Raw genomic sequence first — 15032 nt, forward strand, 5'->3', positions numbered from 1 at the left:
CGCCTGTTGAGACAATGATTGAGTCGACCGATGATCAAAGCTTTGCGTTTTGTTATTGCCAGTGCCACTGCCTGCCTTGTTCTTGCCGGGCCAAGCTTGGCGGATAGCACCCATGTTAAGGCCAAACGCCTTTTGACCATGGAACAGCGCGCCCTGGAACAGGCTTCGGCCGGTCATCTCAAGAAATTGGTCACTGTGATCCCCCAGGCCATTCCGGCCTCGGTTTCGCGCAGTGGCGTGCAGGTGAAATACGACGCCAATTGGCTGAATGCGCAGCCCAAAGCCAGCGGCGGGTCCGAATGGCGGTGTCTGGCCGAGGCGCTATATTTCGAGGCGCGCGGCGAAACGATCAAGGGCCAGTTTGCCGTGGCCGAAGTGATCATGAACCGCGTCGACAGCAAGAAATTCCCCGGCTCGGTTTGTGGTGTGATCAATCAGGGCACCGGGCGCAAATTTGCCTGTCAGTTCACCTATACCTGTGATGGTCGCCCGGAAAACATCCATGAGCCAACCTCTTGGGACCGTGTAGGCAAGGTTGCGAAACTGATGCTCGCCGGTGCGCCGCGCGGTCTGACCAAGGGCGCAACCTATTATCACACCACCGCCGTGAACCCGAAATGGGCGCGCAAATTCTCCAGAACCGCAAAAATCGGCGTGCATCTTTTCTATAAACCGTGACGATGTCGCGAAACCCGGCCTTGATGACGCCTGTGCCGGTTTTCTTTGCCATGTGATGCGCCTATAGAACGCAGACCCCATTCCTTTGGAGCTGCCCGATGGCCAGTGAAACCCGTCTTGCCTTTTCGCACCCTTCCGAGCGTGCCATTGCCACAGCCGGAGACGAGCCACGCGACCGTATCAGCCTGCGCGACCATATCGTCGAAGTCGAAATCGGGGCCTTTCAGGCGGAACGCGGTACTCAGCAACGGGTTCGCTTTAATGTTGTGGTCGAGGTTGTCCCTTTCAAAGGGCCAATTGATGACGATGTCGACCGCATCCTGTCCTATGATCGTGTCACCGAGGCCATCGCCCATGAGCTTGAAGCTGAACGGCTGAACCTTTTGGAAACGCTGGCGGAACGCATCGCTGAGCGCATCCTGCTGGAGCCGCAAGCCATGCGCACCTTTGTGCGGATTGAAAAAATGGATCGCGGCCCCGGGGAATTGGGCGTTGAGATCGTGCGTTCGAAACGGGATTTTGGCGAGCATTTAGAAGTGCTGGCGGATGAGGTGGCGCAGGAACAACCGCGTCCGCGCCTTGTTTACCTGTCAAACGACGCCATTGCACATCCTGAACTGTCCACATGGATTGACGAATTGGCGGCGCGCAAGGCCCCGTTGATCCTGTGCGTTGGCTTGCCAGATTTGGAGCGCCCCAAAACTCAGCACAAAATGACGCAACGCCGGATCGATCTGCTGGCCATTGAACAAAATGGCTGGTGCTTGGCGGCGCGTGATTTGCGATGCAAGGTTGTGGCCACACGTACCGAACTCGACTGGGCGATGAAGAACGAACAGATCTGCGTCTGGGCCCCGTCGAAAATTGTTTTGGATGCCGTTCAAGGCCCCGAAGTGGCCCCCAAGGACAGCGTCGCCCTCTCGGCTTGGTTCGCAGAAGAGCTTGACGCTTGCGAGTTGGTCGTGATCGGCGAAGCCCTGCCGGAAACCGGTGCGACGCCAAAGCGTGGTCTTGCCCTTGGACAGGCCTTGTTTTAGCGCTAAACAAGGCCTGTTACATATGCGCGGATGCGCCACGGGAAAAGAATGAACGACTATTATCGGCCCCTTGTCCGCTTTGACTTGCCGCGCCCGGACCATGCGCTTTGTGTTGCGGGTGGCGCTGGCTGGTTTACCCAAGCGGTTCTGCATCGTCGCAACGATAGATCTCAGACCATCGTGGAATTGGACCAGGTTCCCGATGACTGGCGCATGTTGATTTCGTCGCCACGGCAGCCGATTGCCGGGGTCACCTTGGATCAGCCGCGGATCATGGGCATCCTGAACGTCACACCTGACAGCTTTTCCGACGGTGGCAGTCACGCCTCGCCTGCCCGAGCCCTGAGCCATGCCGAAGCCATGGTCGCAGAGGGGGCGGATATTCTGGATATCGGCGGTGAAAGCACGCGACCCGGCGCAGAAACCGTCCCGGCTGAGGCCGAGATTGCGCGGATCGAACCTGTGATCCACGCCATTCGCCACAAGCTTCCGGTTCCGATTTCCATCGACACCCGCAAATCCCGCGTCGCCGAGGCCGCATATGAGGTGGGCGCAAGCATCATCAATGATGTCTCGGGCTTTACCTATGACCGTATGTTGTCGCATTTCTGCGCCTCACATAACCTGCCGGTTTGCGTCATGCATTCGCAGGGCACCCCCGAAACCATGCAGGATGATCCGCATTATGAGGATGTCTTGCTGGACGTGTTCGACTTTCTCAACGCACAGATTGCGATGTTGGGTGACCTGGGGATCAACCGCGACCAGATCATTGTCGATCCGGGAATAGGATTTGGCAAAAGCTTGCAGCACAACCTGGCACTTTTGAACGGGATTTCATTGTTCCATGCCCTGGGATGCCCCATTCTTTTGGGAGCCTCGCGCAAGGGATTTATCCGCAAAATTACCGGCGCGGTGCCTGCTTCGGCCCGTATGCCCGGTTCGATTGCCGCCGCCATGGCAGCGGTGCACCAAGGGGTGCAGATCGTGCGCGTGCATGACGTCGCTGACACCTCGCAAGCGCTGCAGGTCTGGCAGGCCATTTGCAAAGGAGAGCATTTTGAAACGTAAGCTTTTTGGAACAGATGGCGTGCGGGGCACGGCCAACAGCTATCCGATGACCGCCGAAATGGCGTTGATGCTGGGCGCAGCGGTGGGCCGTTATTTCCGCAACGAACATGGTGGTGTGCACCGGGTTGTCATTGGCAAGGATACGCGCCTGTCCGGCTATATGTTTGAAAACGCGCTGACTGCTGGTTTGACCTCGACCGGGATGAATGTGCTGCTTCTTGGGCCGGTTCCGACGCCTGCGGTGGGTTTGCTGACCCCATCGATGCGCGCTGATCTCGGGATCATGATTTCAGCCAGCCACAATCACGCCGCTGATAACGGCATCAAGTTCTTTGGCCCTGATGGCTTCAAGCTATCCGACGCGGTCGAGGCCGAGATCGAAACTCTGGTCGATGAGGGTGTGCGCCCCGCCCTGCCCGAAAACATTGGGCGCGCGCGCCGCATTGATGATGGTCGCTCGCGCTATCAGGAACGGGTCAAAAGCACCCTGCCCTCGGGCCTGCGCCTGGATGGGATCAAGGTTGTGGTGGATTGCGCCAATGGTGCCGCCTATCGCAGTGCGCCAGAGATCCTGTGGGAGTTGGGTGCTACCGTGATCCCGATTGGGGTTGAACCAAACGGGTTGAATATCAACGAAGGCTGCGGCTCGACCAAACCGCAAAAGGCCGCTGCTGCGGTGATCGAAAACGGGGCTGATGTTGGGATCTGCCTGGATGGCGACGCTGATCGGATCATTCTAATCGACGAAAAAGGCCAGATCGCGGATGGCGACCAGATCATGGCGCTGATGGCAGCCCGCTGGGCCGCCGAAGATCGTCTGGCCGGGGGGGCTTTGGTTGCTACGGTGATGTCGAATCTCGGCCTGGAACGCTTTCTTGAGGGCAAAGGTTTGCGGCTCGAACGCACACAAGTCGGTGACCGCTATGTGGTTGAAGCCATGCGCAAAAACGGCTGGAACCTGGGTGGTGAACAATCCGGTCACATCGTGATGACCGACTATGCCACAACCGGTGACGGGTTGATGGCGGGGATGCAATTCCTGGCGGAAATGGTGCGCAGTGGCAAACGCGCCTCGGAATTGACCCGCAGTTTCGAACCCGTGCCTCAGCTGCTTAAGAATGTCCGCTTTGGTGAAGGTCAGGCTCCGCTTGAAATCGCCTCGGTCAAAACAGCGATCTCGGATGCCGAGGGGTTGCTGGAAGGCAAAGGACGTCTTTTGATCCGCAAGTCGGGTACCGAACCGCTGATCCGCGTCATGGCAGAATGCGAGGATCCAGGGCTGTTGGAACAGGTCGTCGATGGGATCGTCGCCGAGGTTCAGGCGGTCGCGTAAGGCAAGCGCGCCCAAATTCCGTCGACGGAATTTGCAAAATCCATCAATGGATTTTGGTGCGCTCCATATTAGGCCGGGCGGCGAAACAGAGATGTCGCGCTGCCCCATAGACCAGCCAGAAACGCAAAGACCAGCTTTATCCCCAACCATCCCCCAAGGAAGCCAGACCCGGCAAAAACCGCCCCTTCAAAGGTGGCGGGAATGGCGGGTTTGAACTCATCCAAGGTGCGCTTGGCAACGCCGTGATCGCTCATATTCGCGGCCAGCCTTGCCCGCATGAAGGGCCCGGCCCCCTGGAGCTGTGTCAGCGCTGCAGACAAGGAAGAGTACCGATCCAAATGGGCCTGCATATTTCCGGCCTGGGTCTTGCTCAGCGCGCCCTCTTGCGACAGGGCCGAAATATAGTCGGGCAGAGCCATGCTGGCCGCCGCGGCGTCGGCCTCATATTGCTGGGTGATGATGCCCAACTCGTCCACAGCGCCACCAAGGCGCTGCAAATATTGTTGTGAAAATTCAGGGAATTGCGACAGGCCAACCGCGCCGGTCAGCCCACCTGCCAATGTCAACGCTCTGACGATCATGCAGCCCCACCTTGTTTTGGTCCAGCTTAAGCCAAGCCAGACCACAAGTCAGTGGGAAATTCCGCTTAGCCGGATACCTTACCGTAGATCTGGGCGATGCGCTCAATAGCGGTCTCTGGCGGCAGTTCTTCGCTTTCGCCAGTGCGGCGCGAGGTCAGCTCAACCACACCGTTTTTCAGCCCGCGCGGGCCAACGGTGATCCGCCAAGGCAGGCCGATCAGGTCCATGGTGGCAAACTTGGCCCCTGCCCGTTCCGAACGGTCATCATAAAGCGGCTCAAGCCCCAGCGCGGTCAGCGATTTATAGATCGCTTCACAGGCGGCATCCGCCTCGGCGTCGCCAGATTTCAGGTTGACGATGCCACAATGGAACGGGGTCACACCTTCTGGCCAGATGATGCCCTTATCGTCATGGCTGGCTTCAATGATTGCCCCCAACAGACGCGACACACCAATGCCGTGGCTACCCATATGCACTGGAACTTTGTTGCCTTCACCATCCTGCACAACCGCGCCCATGGCGTCAGAATACTGAGTGCCGAAATAGAAGATCTGCCCCACTTCGATGCCGCGCGCGGTGCGCTGGCGATCTTGCGGGACTTTGGCGAATTCGGCTTCGTCATGGGTTTCATCGGTGCGGGCATAGCGCGATGTGAACTCTTCCAGTACCGCCTGGCACTGGGCCTTGTCGTCAAAATCGATCTCACGATCACCAAAGGTCAGATCGGTGATTTCGGAATCGTAGAACACCTCGGATTCACCGGTGTCGGCCAGCACGAGGAATTCATGGGTGTAATCGCCGCCAATCGGACCACTATCGGCGCGCATCGGGATCGCCTGCAAACCCATCCGCTCATAGGTGCGCAGATAGCTGACCAGATGACGGTTATAGGCGTGCAAGGCGTCTTCTTTGGTCAGGTCAAAGTTATACCCGTCCTTCATAAAGAATTCGCGCCCGCGCATCACACCGAAACGAGGACGGATCTCATCGCGGAATTTCCACTGGATCTGGTACAGGGTCAGCGGCAGGTCCTTGTAAGAGGTCACATTGCTGCGGAACACATCGGTGAACATCTCTTCGGCGGTGGGCGAAAACAACATGTCGCGACCGTGGCGGTCCTGCATGCGCAGCATTTCCTCGCCATAACCGTCATAACGCCCGGATTCGCGCCACAGGTCAGCCGATTGCAGGGTTGGCATCAACATGGCGATGTGACCGGCTTTGGCCTGCTCTTCATGCACGATATTTTCGAGCTTGCGCAGCACCTTAAAGCCCATCGGCAACCAGGAATAAATCCCGGCGCTGGCCTGTTTGATCATGCCGGCGCGCAGCATGTAACGGTGGCTGACGATCTGAGCCTCAGAGGGTGTTTCCTTGAGAACCGGCAGAAAATATCGGGAAAGGCGCATATTCGTGTCCCTTGCAAAACATGTCCCGGCGGTTTTGAGCCAAGCCGCCCCTATTGGCAAGGGCTGAATGGCAAGGGTGTGGTGAAGTCTTAATCCTGCTCAGCCTTGCCAGACAGGACATCCGCCAAGGCCGGATTGCCCTCAATCGCATAGGAGGTTCTGACAACCTTCCAATGTTGTCCGATCCGTTTCACCTCAGAGAAAACCGGATAGGGGCGCCATAACAGTTGCGATCCTGACATGATCCGAACCTCATGCGCACACAGAATTGTGTTTTCGTCCCGAAACTTCACCTCAAGGCAATTGCGCACCAAATCGGTCACACCGCGACGCTCATATTGGGTGACCAGACCGTCAAACAGCCCCCGAAACTCGGCAAAGGAGGCAACTGTCCTGCTGCCCTCAAATGTTTCGATCACATGTGGAACGGTAAAGTACTGCGCAAAGGACAGGAAACACTTGCGAAGCAACGCCCGACCAGTTCCATCCAAAATCGTTTTAACGATGGGGAATGCACTATGTTCGTGGGCCGTCATTCTCCATTTATAACACTTTTTCTCTCAAAAGCTCTTGTTTTCTTACGGTTTTGCCGGATTTCGCCGGTCTCGCAACCATTCCGAGAACAAGGCCGCACAGGGGAAACCTATAAACAGAACCCACTGTGGTTGTGTCACCAATTCCCCAAGTTGAGTGACCCCGTAAAACAGAAACAACCCGGCCCAACCGAGCTGCAAAAGCGAGGTGATGGCCACAAGCTCCGGGCTACGCCGAAACGCCAGCCACAGGTAGGCCAGGGCAAATAGGATCAAGGCGACGGTGACCGCATGCCACAAGACCAGGGACATGGCCCTCAGATCGGCATTCTCAAGTGTTACGGTAAAGGCGTCGGCATATTGCGGGCCGCCCAAGAAGACATGCACGCATGTGATGGCGGCCATGAGAGCAGACAGAACAAGATAGGATTTGGACAATTGAGACCTCCGGATCGCAAAACATACGGTTGCGTATGGTTAGATCCGCCAGCTATCCAGAGTCAATACGCCACCGTATGGAGATCAGTTTCAGGCCCCCATGTTGCAAAGCAGACTGTCACAAGAGGATTGGATCGCAGCAGGTTTTCGCGCCTTGGCCAAGGGCGGATCCGCGGCGTTGCGCGTCGAAGCAATTGCGCGGGACCTTAAGACAACAAAAGGGTCGTTTTATTGGCATTTCAAAGACTTGAAGGCCTTTAAATCAGCCATGATTGCCTTTTGGAAAGAGCAAGCCACACATGGCATCATTGACGAGTTGGAAGAGCTGCCCAAAGGGCGCAATCGCCTGGTGGCCTTGATTGAAAAGGCCAGCTCTACCCCAGACCATTATGGCGGCAATGGGGTTGAACCCGCGATTCGTGATTGGGCTCGGATTGATGCCGAGGTTGCTGCCGCGTTGCTGGAAATCGACGTCAAACGCATCGCCTATCTGCAACAGGAACTCAAACATCTGGGTGAGATCGAAATGGCCCATGCCCGCCTGTTCTATGCCGCCCATCTGGGGCTGGAGCAACTGGCACGCACTACAGGACAACGCGGTGAGGTTGAGCGGTTATTGCTTTTATCGCTCATGCAGAAACAATAAGCTGTTTGAAGGCTTGAAACACCCTGCAAGGCGGGCGATGTAGAGGCAGGAAAAGGAAGTCACATGGCCCTGCCAGTACGGGATCAATTGAAATACTGGGGACTGACAGCAGCGGTGTTTTCGCTGGTGCTTTGGTTTCTTGGCGACGTTTTGCTGCCCTTTGTCTTGGGCGGGGCGATTGCCTATTTCCTCGATCCGGTCGCGGATCGGCTGGAACGCATGGGATTTTCGCGCGGGGCCGCAACCGGAACCATCACCGTTATCGGGGTTTTGGCCTTTGTCGTACTGGCTCTGGCGATCATTCCGACCTTGATCTCGCAGGCGTTGGCGCTGGTGCAATTCGCGCCGCAATTGTTCAACGATTTGCAAAGCTTTCTGACCGAGCGTTTCCCCAACCTTTTGGATGAAAACAGCGTCGTTCGCGAAACCCTGATCAAGATTGGCCAAACCATTCAGGACCAAGGCGGGCGGGTGATCAACACCCTGTTCAACTCGGCCAAGACAGTTCTGGACATTGCCATCCTGTTTCTGATCGTTCCAGTGGTGGCCGTTTATCTGTTGCTTGACTGGGATCGGATGATTGCGCGGATCGATGCCCTGGTCCCGCGAGATCATAGCGAAGTCGTGCGCCAACTGGCCGGAGAGATCGACAAAGTGCTGTCGGGCTTTGTTCGCGGCATGGGCTCGGTCTGCATGGTGCTGGGCGTCTATTACGCGCTGGCGCTGTGGATGGTCGGTTTGCAATTCGGCCTGATTGTCGGCGTCGTCGCGGGCATGTTGACCTTTATCCCCTATGTCGGCGCGCTGGTCGGAGGATTGCTGGCCATCGGGCTGGCCCTGTTCCAGTTCTGGGGCGAATGGCATTGGATTGTGGCGGTCTGGGCGATCTTCCAATCTGGCCAATTCATCGAGGGCAATATCCTGACGCCGCGCTGGGTTGGCTCTTCGGTCGGGTTGCACCCGGTCTGGCTCTTGCTGGCCCTTTCCGTCTTCGGATCTCTTTTCGGCTTTGTGGGCATGCTGGTCGCTGTGCCCCTGGCCGCGGCAATCGGGGTTTTGGCCCGCTTTGCCACCGCACAATACACCGGCAGCCGCTTGTATCGCGGATTGACGGAACGCAAGGAACTATAATGTTGATCGAGCAACTGCAGATCCCCCTGCCCGTGTTGACGGCGCTGGGGAGAGAGGACTTTTTCGTCAGTGAATCTAATGCGCTGGCCGTGGCACTGGTGGAAAGCTGGGAAAACTGGGCTGGCCATAAGATGGTCCTGAATGGCAAGGCAGGATCGGGCAAGACCCATCTGGCCCATGTCTGGGCCAAGATGTCGGGCGCGCGGATCGTTGCGGCGCAGGGGCTGGAATATGCCGATATCCCAAGCCTTGCCGATCAGAATATCTGCGTCGAAAACGTTGACCAGATCGCGGGCAATCTGCGTGCCGAAGAGGCGATGTTTCATTTGCACAATCTGGTGTTGGCGCAGGGCCATTCCCTGATGCTGACCGGTTGCGCCGCGCCCAAGCTTTGGCCGCTGCAATTGCCAGACCTGCACAGTCGCATCCAAGGCGCGCAATCTGCAACCCTGAGCGGGCCGGATGACATGCTGCTATCGGCGCTGTTGGTCAAGCTTTTCTCGGACCGTCAGATCGTGCCTGCCAGCGATGTGATCCCCTATCTGCTGCGCCAGATGCCCCGCAGTTACGAGGCGGCGCGCACGCTGGTTGATCGGCTTGACCGGGCCTCATTGACCCGCCCATCCGGAGTGAACCGCCCCTTGGCCATTCAAATCCTGTCCGAGATGACCGGGGCTGATGAAACACCCAACGACACAGTGGAAAACGCGACTGACGGGCAAGACTGATCCATGTCATAATAAAGTTGCAATGCAGACGGCATAAGGCCCCATGACCCAAGCTGACTTTCTCAAATCCCCGCTTCCCGCCCCGATCGATCTGCCCGATGTTGACATCACTGGCCCCGGTCGATTTCACAATCGCGAGCTGAGCTGGCTGGGGTTTAACTGGCGGGTTCTGGAAGAGGCTGAAAATCCGCGGGTGCCTTTGCTGGAACGCATGCGCTTTTTGTCGATTTCCGCCACCAATCTGGACGAATTCTATACGGTGCGCGTGGCTGGTCTGCGCGAACTGGCACATGCGGGCAACAATATGCCAGCCGCTGACGGACTCACCCCGGCAGAGCAGCTTGACCTGATCGACGAAGACGCGCGCAACCTCATGGCCAAGCAGCAACAGGTCTATGTTGCCCTGCGCCAAGAGCTTGAGGCTGCGGGGATCGAAATGGTCTCGCTTGAAGATGTGACCGAGGCGGATAAGAAACATCTGGCCGATGCTTTCCTGGACCACGTGTTTCCAGTCCTGTCCCCGCTGGCCATCGATCCGGCCCACCCTTTCCCGTTTATCCCGAATATGGGGTTTTGCATCGCCATGCAGCTGGAGCGGATCAAGGACAAGAAGGGCCTACAAGCCCTTGTGCCGATCCCGGCCCAGATTGATCGCTTTATGAAACTGCCTGCTGAGGCGGGCAAACACCGGTTTATCCTGCTCGAAGACGTGCTGATCCTGCATGTGGACGGGCTGTTCCCGGGCTATCGTTGCCGGGACCATTTCGGGTTCCGTGTGCTGCGCGACAGCGATATCGAGGTCGAGGAAGAAGCCGAAGATCTGGTGCGCGAATTTGAAGTCGCCCTGAAACGCCGCCGCCGGGGCGAAGTGGTGCGTCTGACCATCACCGCCGGGGCTTCGGCCAAGCTGCGCAAGATCGTCATGGACGAGCTGCATGTCAGCGACAAAGAAGTCATCGAACAAGAAGGGCTGATTGGCATTGGAGACACCAAAGAACTGGTGATCGATGCCCGTCCTGATCTGCTCTGGCGCAGCTTTACTCCACGTGTGCCTGAACGCGTGCAGGACTTTGACGGCGACATGTTCGAGGCGATCACGCAAAAGGACATGCTGCTGCATCACCCTTACGAGACCTTTGATATGGTCGTGCGTTTTTTGCGGCAGGCGGCGATGGACCCGGATGTGGTGGCGATCAAGCAAACGCTTTATCGCACCTCGCATAACTCGCCCATTGTCGAAGCCCTGTGTGAGGCGGCCGAGGATGGCAAATCGGTCACTGCCTTGGTCGAGCTGAAGGCGCGTTTTGACGAGGCCGCCAATATTCGGCAGTCTCGTCGGTTGGAACGGGCGGGCGCGCAGGTGGTCTATGGATTCCTTGATTGGAAAACCCACGCCAAGATTTCGTCTGTGGTGCGCCGTGAAGGGGACAAGCTGGTCACATATACCCATTGGGGCACCGGCAATTACCACCCGATCACCGCCAAGATTTACACCGATCTCAGCTTTTTCACCTCAGACAAAGCGCTGGGGCGTGATGCGGCCAAACTGTTCAACTATCTCAGCGGCTATGCCCGCCCCGAGACATTGGACAACCTGCTGATCTCGCCGCATACGCTGAAATCGGGCATGATCGAGATGATTGAGGCCGAGGCCGCCCATGCCCGCGCCGGACGTCCTGCACAGATCTGGATCAAGCTGAATTCCTTGATCGAACCTGAAATCATCGACGCGCTTTACAAAGCCTCGCAAGACGGGGTGAAGATCGACTGCGTTGTGCGCGGGATTTGCGGGTTGCGTCCGGGCATCAAAGGTTTGAGCGAGAATATCCGCGTGAAATCGGTTGTCGGACGCTTCCTTGAACATTCGCGGATCGTCTGCTTTGGCAATGGTCACGGGCTGCCACACAAGAAAGCGCGGGTGTTTATTTCCTCTGCGGACTGGATGGGGCGCAACCTGAACCGACGGATTGAAACCGGGGTCGAGATCGAGAACCCCACCGTAAAGGCGCAGATCGTGAGCCAGATCATGGCGGCCAATCTGGCGGATACCGCCCAAAGCTGGATCATGGAACCCAGCGGGAAATTCACCCGCCATGCGGTGGCCGAAGGTGAAAAACCCTTTAACTGCCACAAGTTCTTTATGGAAAACCCATCGCTGTCCGGGCGCGGTTCCGCCGGGGCCAAGGACGTTCCCAAACTGACCCATACAGATTAATATCATTGGAAGAGTAATAAACAAAGCCCGGCCCGCTCGCCGGGCTTTTTCGTTGCAAGGTTTTATCCACAGGGTTTCGCCCCATTTTCGCCGCAAAAAGACCCTGCAAGGGCCTCAAATCGTTAAAGACGCGTTAAGCCTCCTTTGAGAATGTGAATTCGCACTTTGGTAACAAGTGGCGCTGCCCGTAATTTCGGGTCTGCATCCGTCAGAAGACGCTGGACTTGCCGCAAAACCCGCGGCGCTGGCGTGTAAACGCCTTGACCTGAAAAAGAGGCGAGACTGATGTCGAGTATTCTGACCAACAATAGTGCGAGCATCGCACTGCAAACGCTCAAGGCCATCAACAGCGAAATGAGCACTGTTCAGGCCGAAATCTCCACCGGTAAAAAGGTGGCCCGGCCCGGGGACAACTCTGCCGTCTGGGCGATTGCCAAAACCATGGAAGCTGATGTAGCGGGCTTCAAAACCATTTCTGACAACCTGAACCTGGGCAATTCCACTGTCGCTGTGGCGCGCCAGGGTGCGGAAACGATCACCGACCTTTTGACCGATATGAAAGGCAAGATCGTCGCGGCCCAAGAGGACAATGTCGACCGCTCCAAGATCCAGGCGGATATCGAGGCACTGACCACGCAGATCAACGATATCGCCAAGGCGGCGCAGTTCAACGGTGAAAACCTGCTGCAAAACCAATCCACCGATGCGGGATCGGGTAGTATCAATATCATGGCGTCGCTGGATCGCTCTTCGACCGGTGTCACGACCACCACGATGAATGTGAAAAAGCAGGATTTGTCGACCAACGCGTCAACCGTGGCGGCCTCGGGTGGGACATATGCCGCCGATGCGGCCACTGCCACGCTGAACGCCACGCAAACCGCGACCATCGACGCCAGCAGCCTGGTGGCCGAGGCCGGTGCGGCCTTTTCCATCTCGGTCTTTGGCACCGACGCCAACGATTCCAGCTTTACCCAAGCCAATTACCGCTCCACCGCTGCGGCCACGGAAACCCAGGCCGAAATGGCGGCTGGTGACCTGACCTATGTGGCGGCCGAAGGGGACACCATGGCCGATGTGGTCAACGCACTAGGGAAAAAATGGCAGGCCTTTGCGCATTCCAACGATCACACCAGTGATGAGCTGGCGCTGACCTTCTCAGGCTCGACCATCTCGCTCAGTTCGAATGTCACGACCGGCTCTGACACAATCCAGGTGGCCATCAACCGTTTGGATGCCGATGCAGGCAACACGATTGGCGGCGGGCTCGAGGCGCTGAGCAGCTTGGATGTCTCAACCGCCTCCGGCGCGGATGACGCCTTGGGTCAGATCGAAGGGTTGATCCAAGTTGCGGTCGAAGCCTCGGCGGCTTTTGGCTCGGATCAGGGACGGATTGAAACTCAATCCAACTTTATCGGCAAACTCACCGACTCACTGAAATCCGGAATCGGTGCGCTGACAGATGCCAATATGGAAGAATCCTCGGCCAAGTTGCAGGCCCTGCAGGTGCAGCAACAGCTGGCGGTTCAGGCCCTGTCGATTGCGAACCAATCGCCATCCACCTTGCTGGCATTGTTCCGCTAAACCTGTGATTGCGCTGAAAACCCAGTGACAAATCGCAACGCTTTCAAGCGATTGACCCCCGGACGATACTCAGGCCATATGGGTAAAAGTCCGGGGGTCATACCATATGCAAAACAGCCTGCCGCAGGATGATTGGGGCCCGTTCGGGCGTCCTTTGTTTGAAGATGCGAAATCCCGTGGGCTTAGCCGCGTTGGTGTGGTCGATATCGGATCAAACTCGGTTCGGATGGTTGTATTTGACGGCGCGGCGCGCAGCCCGGCCTATTTCTTTAACGAAAAGATCCTCTGCGGCCTTGGCGCTGGCATGAATGAAACCGGGCGTTTGAACCCCGAAGGGCGCGAACGTGCTTTGGTGGCGCTGCGCCGGTTTCAATGTCTGGCCGAAGGCATGGACCTTGCCCCGCTCACCGTTGTCGCCACCGCCGCCATGCGCGAGGCTGAAGACGGGCCGGAATTCAAAGAGATCATCGAGAAAGAGACCGGCCTGACCGTCTATGTCATTGATGGCGAAGAAGAAGCCCGGCTGTCAGCCCAGGGCGTCTTGCTCGGCTGGCCAGGGTCTTATGGGTTGATCTGCGACATTGGCGGGTCCTCCATGGAGCTGGCCGAGATCCACGACGGACAGGTCGGGCGGCGCGTAACCTCGCCACTTGGGCCGCTGAAACTGCGGGACCTGGAAGGCGGGGCCGAGGCCCGCAAGGCCCGGATTAAAACCGTTATGGCTGAGTTGCGCGATCATATGGGCAAGCAGCGCGACCGTTTGTTCCTGGTTGGTGGCAGTTGGCGCGCCTTGGCCAAAGTCGACATGCTGCGCCGCGATTACCCGCTGCATGTGCTGCACGAATACCGCATGGATGCGGATGCCGTCGCCCAAACCATCACCTTTATCGAACAACACACACCCGAAGAGTTGCGCAAGCTTTGCGGGATATCCTCGACCCGCATGTCGCTGCTTCCTTATGCGGCGGAGGTTCTGGAAGAGTTGTTGAAACAGTTCAAACCCGCCGATATCGCCATTTCCAGCTACGGTATTCGCGAAGGCATGTTGTATGAACAAATGCCCGAAGAGCTGCGCCGCCGCGATCCGTTGATCGAAGCTAGCCGGTTCTCAGAGGCCAAGGATGCCCGCCTGCCTGGCTTTGGCAAGCGTTTGTATTCCTTTGTGAAACCGCTCTTTCCCGATGCCGACGAAACCCGCCTGCGCCTGATCAAGGCCGCTTGCCTCATGCATGATGTTAGCTGGCGCGCGCATCCCGACTACCGGGCGGAAATCTGTTTTGACAATGCCACCCGCGCCAATCTGGGCGGGCTCAAACATTCCGAACGGGTCTATCTGGGGATTTCGCTGCTTTATCGCTATCGCAACAAACCCGAGGGCACGCATTTTGAGCCATTGTTTGATCTGCTCGATCAGGACGACCAGCTTGAGGCGGAAATCCTCGGCAAGGCCATGCGTTTGGGGGCGATGCTGTGGATGGACAAGCTGACCCGCGAAGAGGCGCAACTGTTATGGGATCCAAAAACGCGCGATCTGTCCCTGCGCCTGTCGGAAAAATCTGCGCCGCTATATGGCGAAGTCACCGAGGCGCGCTTTCGCTCTTTGGCCGCAGCTTTGCAGGCGGAGAGTGCAGAGATGGTTGTGGATTGA

General features: G+C 57.4%; 14 protein-coding genes. 10 read left to right on the top strand and 4 right to left on the bottom strand.

Translation table 11 applies throughout. The features are described from left to right. Positions 1-30 precede the first annotated feature (30 nt). The 4 genes from CLV87_RS15075 (at position 31) to glmM (ending at position 4119) form a co-directional block, all read left to right on the top strand. A complete protein-coding gene (locus CLV87_RS15075) occupies positions 31-678 on the top strand; it encodes a cell wall hydrolase (protein WP_099246671.1) in 648 nt (215 codons plus the stop codon). Between the two features lie 98 nt (positions 679-776). Then, the gene (locus CLV87_RS15080) at positions 777-1715 is read left to right on the top strand and encodes a dihydroneopterin aldolase (RefSeq protein ID WP_099246673.1); all 939 of its coding nucleotides are present in this window, start codon (positions 777-779) and stop codon (positions 1713-1715) included. A 48-nt stretch (positions 1716-1763) separates the two neighbouring features. Beyond that, positions 1764-2786 carry a dihydropteroate synthase gene (gene folP / locus CLV87_RS15085; protein WP_099246675.1) on the top strand — a complete coding sequence of 341 codons (1023 nt, stop codon included), beginning with the start codon at positions 1764-1766 and terminating at the stop codon, positions 2784-2786. Beyond that, positions 2776-4119, top strand: a complete 1344-nt coding sequence (gene glmM, locus CLV87_RS15090; RefSeq protein WP_099246677.1) for a phosphoglucosamine mutase — start codon at positions 2776-2778, stop codon at positions 4117-4119. Before folP ends, glmM begins: the two co-directional genes overlap by 11 nt. A 68-nt stretch (positions 4120-4187) precedes the next feature. Here the strand turns inward: glmM and CLV87_RS15095 are convergent, their stop codons facing one another. The 4 genes from CLV87_RS15095 to CLV87_RS15110 form a co-directional block, all read right to left on the bottom strand. Beyond that, the gene (locus CLV87_RS15095) at positions 4188-4700 is read right to left on the bottom strand and encodes a DUF2937 family protein (protein WP_099246679.1); all 513 of its coding nucleotides are present in this window, start codon (positions 4698-4700) and stop codon (positions 4188-4190) included. A 65-nt stretch (positions 4701-4765) separates the two neighbouring features. Beyond that, on the bottom strand, positions 4766-6109 hold the full coding sequence (proS, locus tag CLV87_RS15100) for a proline--tRNA ligase (protein ID WP_099246680.1): 1344 nt from the start codon (positions 6107-6109) through the stop codon (positions 4766-4768). A gap of 89 nt (positions 6110-6198) precedes the next feature. Continuing rightward, positions 6199-6645 (bottom strand): hypothetical protein, encoded by a 447-nt coding sequence (locus CLV87_RS15105; RefSeq protein WP_133840799.1) that lies wholly within the window; start codon positions 6643-6645, stop codon positions 6199-6201. Positions 6646-6687: 42 nt separating this feature from the next. Further along, positions 6688-7080: a hypothetical protein gene (locus tag CLV87_RS15110; protein WP_099246684.1), complete on the bottom strand. Its 393-nt coding sequence runs from the start codon at positions 7078-7080 to the stop codon at positions 6688-6690. 100 nt (positions 7081-7180) lie between these two features. Here CLV87_RS15110 and CLV87_RS15115 point away from each other — a divergent pair, with 100 nt between their 5' ends. The 6 genes from CLV87_RS15115 to CLV87_RS15140 all read left to right on the top strand — a co-directional run bounded on the left by CLV87_RS15115 (position 7181) and on the right by CLV87_RS15140 (position 15032). Further along, the gene (locus tag CLV87_RS15115) at positions 7181-7726 is read left to right on the top strand and encodes a TetR/AcrR family transcriptional regulator (RefSeq protein ID WP_099246686.1); all 546 of its coding nucleotides are present in this window, start codon (positions 7181-7183) and stop codon (positions 7724-7726) included. 63 nt (positions 7727-7789) lie between these two features. Further along, complete coding sequence (locus CLV87_RS15120) at positions 7790-8857, top strand: AI-2E family transporter (protein ID WP_099246688.1); 1068 nt, start codon at positions 7790-7792, stop codon at positions 8855-8857. Beyond that, on the top strand, positions 8857-9585 hold the full coding sequence (locus CLV87_RS15125; RefSeq protein WP_370739644.1) for a P-loop NTPase family protein: 729 nt from the start codon (positions 8857-8859) through the stop codon (positions 9583-9585). Before CLV87_RS15120 ends, CLV87_RS15125 begins: the two co-directional genes overlap by 1 nt. A 43-nt stretch (positions 9586-9628) precedes the next feature. Continuing rightward, positions 9629-11800 (top strand): RNA degradosome polyphosphate kinase, encoded by a 2172-nt coding sequence (locus tag CLV87_RS15130; protein ID WP_099246690.1) that lies wholly within the window; start codon positions 9629-9631, stop codon positions 11798-11800. A 285-nt stretch (positions 11801-12085) separates the two neighbouring features. Further along, on the top strand, positions 12086-13384 hold the full coding sequence (locus CLV87_RS15135) for a flagellin N-terminal helical domain-containing protein (protein WP_099246692.1): 1299 nt from the start codon (positions 12086-12088) through the stop codon (positions 13382-13384). Positions 13385-13490: 106 nt separating this feature from the next. Further along, the gene (locus CLV87_RS15140) at positions 13491-15032 is read left to right on the top strand and encodes a Ppx/GppA family phosphatase (RefSeq protein ID WP_099246694.1); all 1542 of its coding nucleotides are present in this window, start codon (positions 13491-13493) and stop codon (positions 15030-15032) included.

The sequence above is a fragment of the Pelagimonas phthalicica genome, assembly GCF_004364805.1.
GTDB lineage: Bacteria > Pseudomonadota > Alphaproteobacteria > Rhodobacterales > Rhodobacteraceae > Pelagimonas > Pelagimonas phthalicica.

Coding starts and splice junctions, on each gene's coding strand:
- CLV87_RS15075 (WP_099246671.1), top strand. CDS start 31: ATGATCAAAGCTTTGCGTTTTGTTATTGCCAGTGCCACTGCCTGCCTT.
- CLV87_RS15080 (WP_099246673.1), top strand. CDS start 777: ATGGCCAGTGAAACCCGTCTTGCCTTTTCGCACCCTTCCGAGCGTGCC.
- folP (WP_099246675.1), top strand. CDS start 1,764: ATGAACGACTATTATCGGCCCCTTGTCCGCTTTGACTTGCCGCGCCCG.
- CLV87_RS15095 (WP_099246679.1), bottom strand. CDS start 4,700: ATGATCGTCAGAGCGTTGACATTGGCAGGTGGGCTGACCGGCGCGGTT.
- proS (WP_099246680.1), bottom strand. CDS start 6,109: ATGCGCCTTTCCCGATATTTTCTGCCGGTTCTCAAGGAAACACCCTCT.
- CLV87_RS15105 (WP_133840799.1), bottom strand. CDS start 6,645: ATGACGGCCCACGAACATAGTGCATTCCCCATCGTTAAAACGATTTTG.
- CLV87_RS15115 (WP_099246686.1), top strand. CDS start 7,181: ATGTTGCAAAGCAGACTGTCACAAGAGGATTGGATCGCAGCAGGTTTT.
- CLV87_RS15120 (WP_099246688.1), top strand. CDS start 7,790: ATGGCCCTGCCAGTACGGGATCAATTGAAATACTGGGGACTGACAGCA.
- CLV87_RS15125 (WP_370739644.1), top strand. CDS start 8,857: ATGTTGATCGAGCAACTGCAGATCCCCCTGCCCGTGTTGACGGCGCTG.
- CLV87_RS15130 (WP_099246690.1), top strand. CDS start 9,629: ATGACCCAAGCTGACTTTCTCAAATCCCCGCTTCCCGCCCCGATCGAT.
- CLV87_RS15135 (WP_099246692.1), top strand. CDS start 12,086: ATGTCGAGTATTCTGACCAACAATAGTGCGAGCATCGCACTGCAAACG.
- CLV87_RS15140 (WP_099246694.1), top strand. CDS start 13,491: ATGCAAAACAGCCTGCCGCAGGATGATTGGGGCCCGTTCGGGCGTCCT.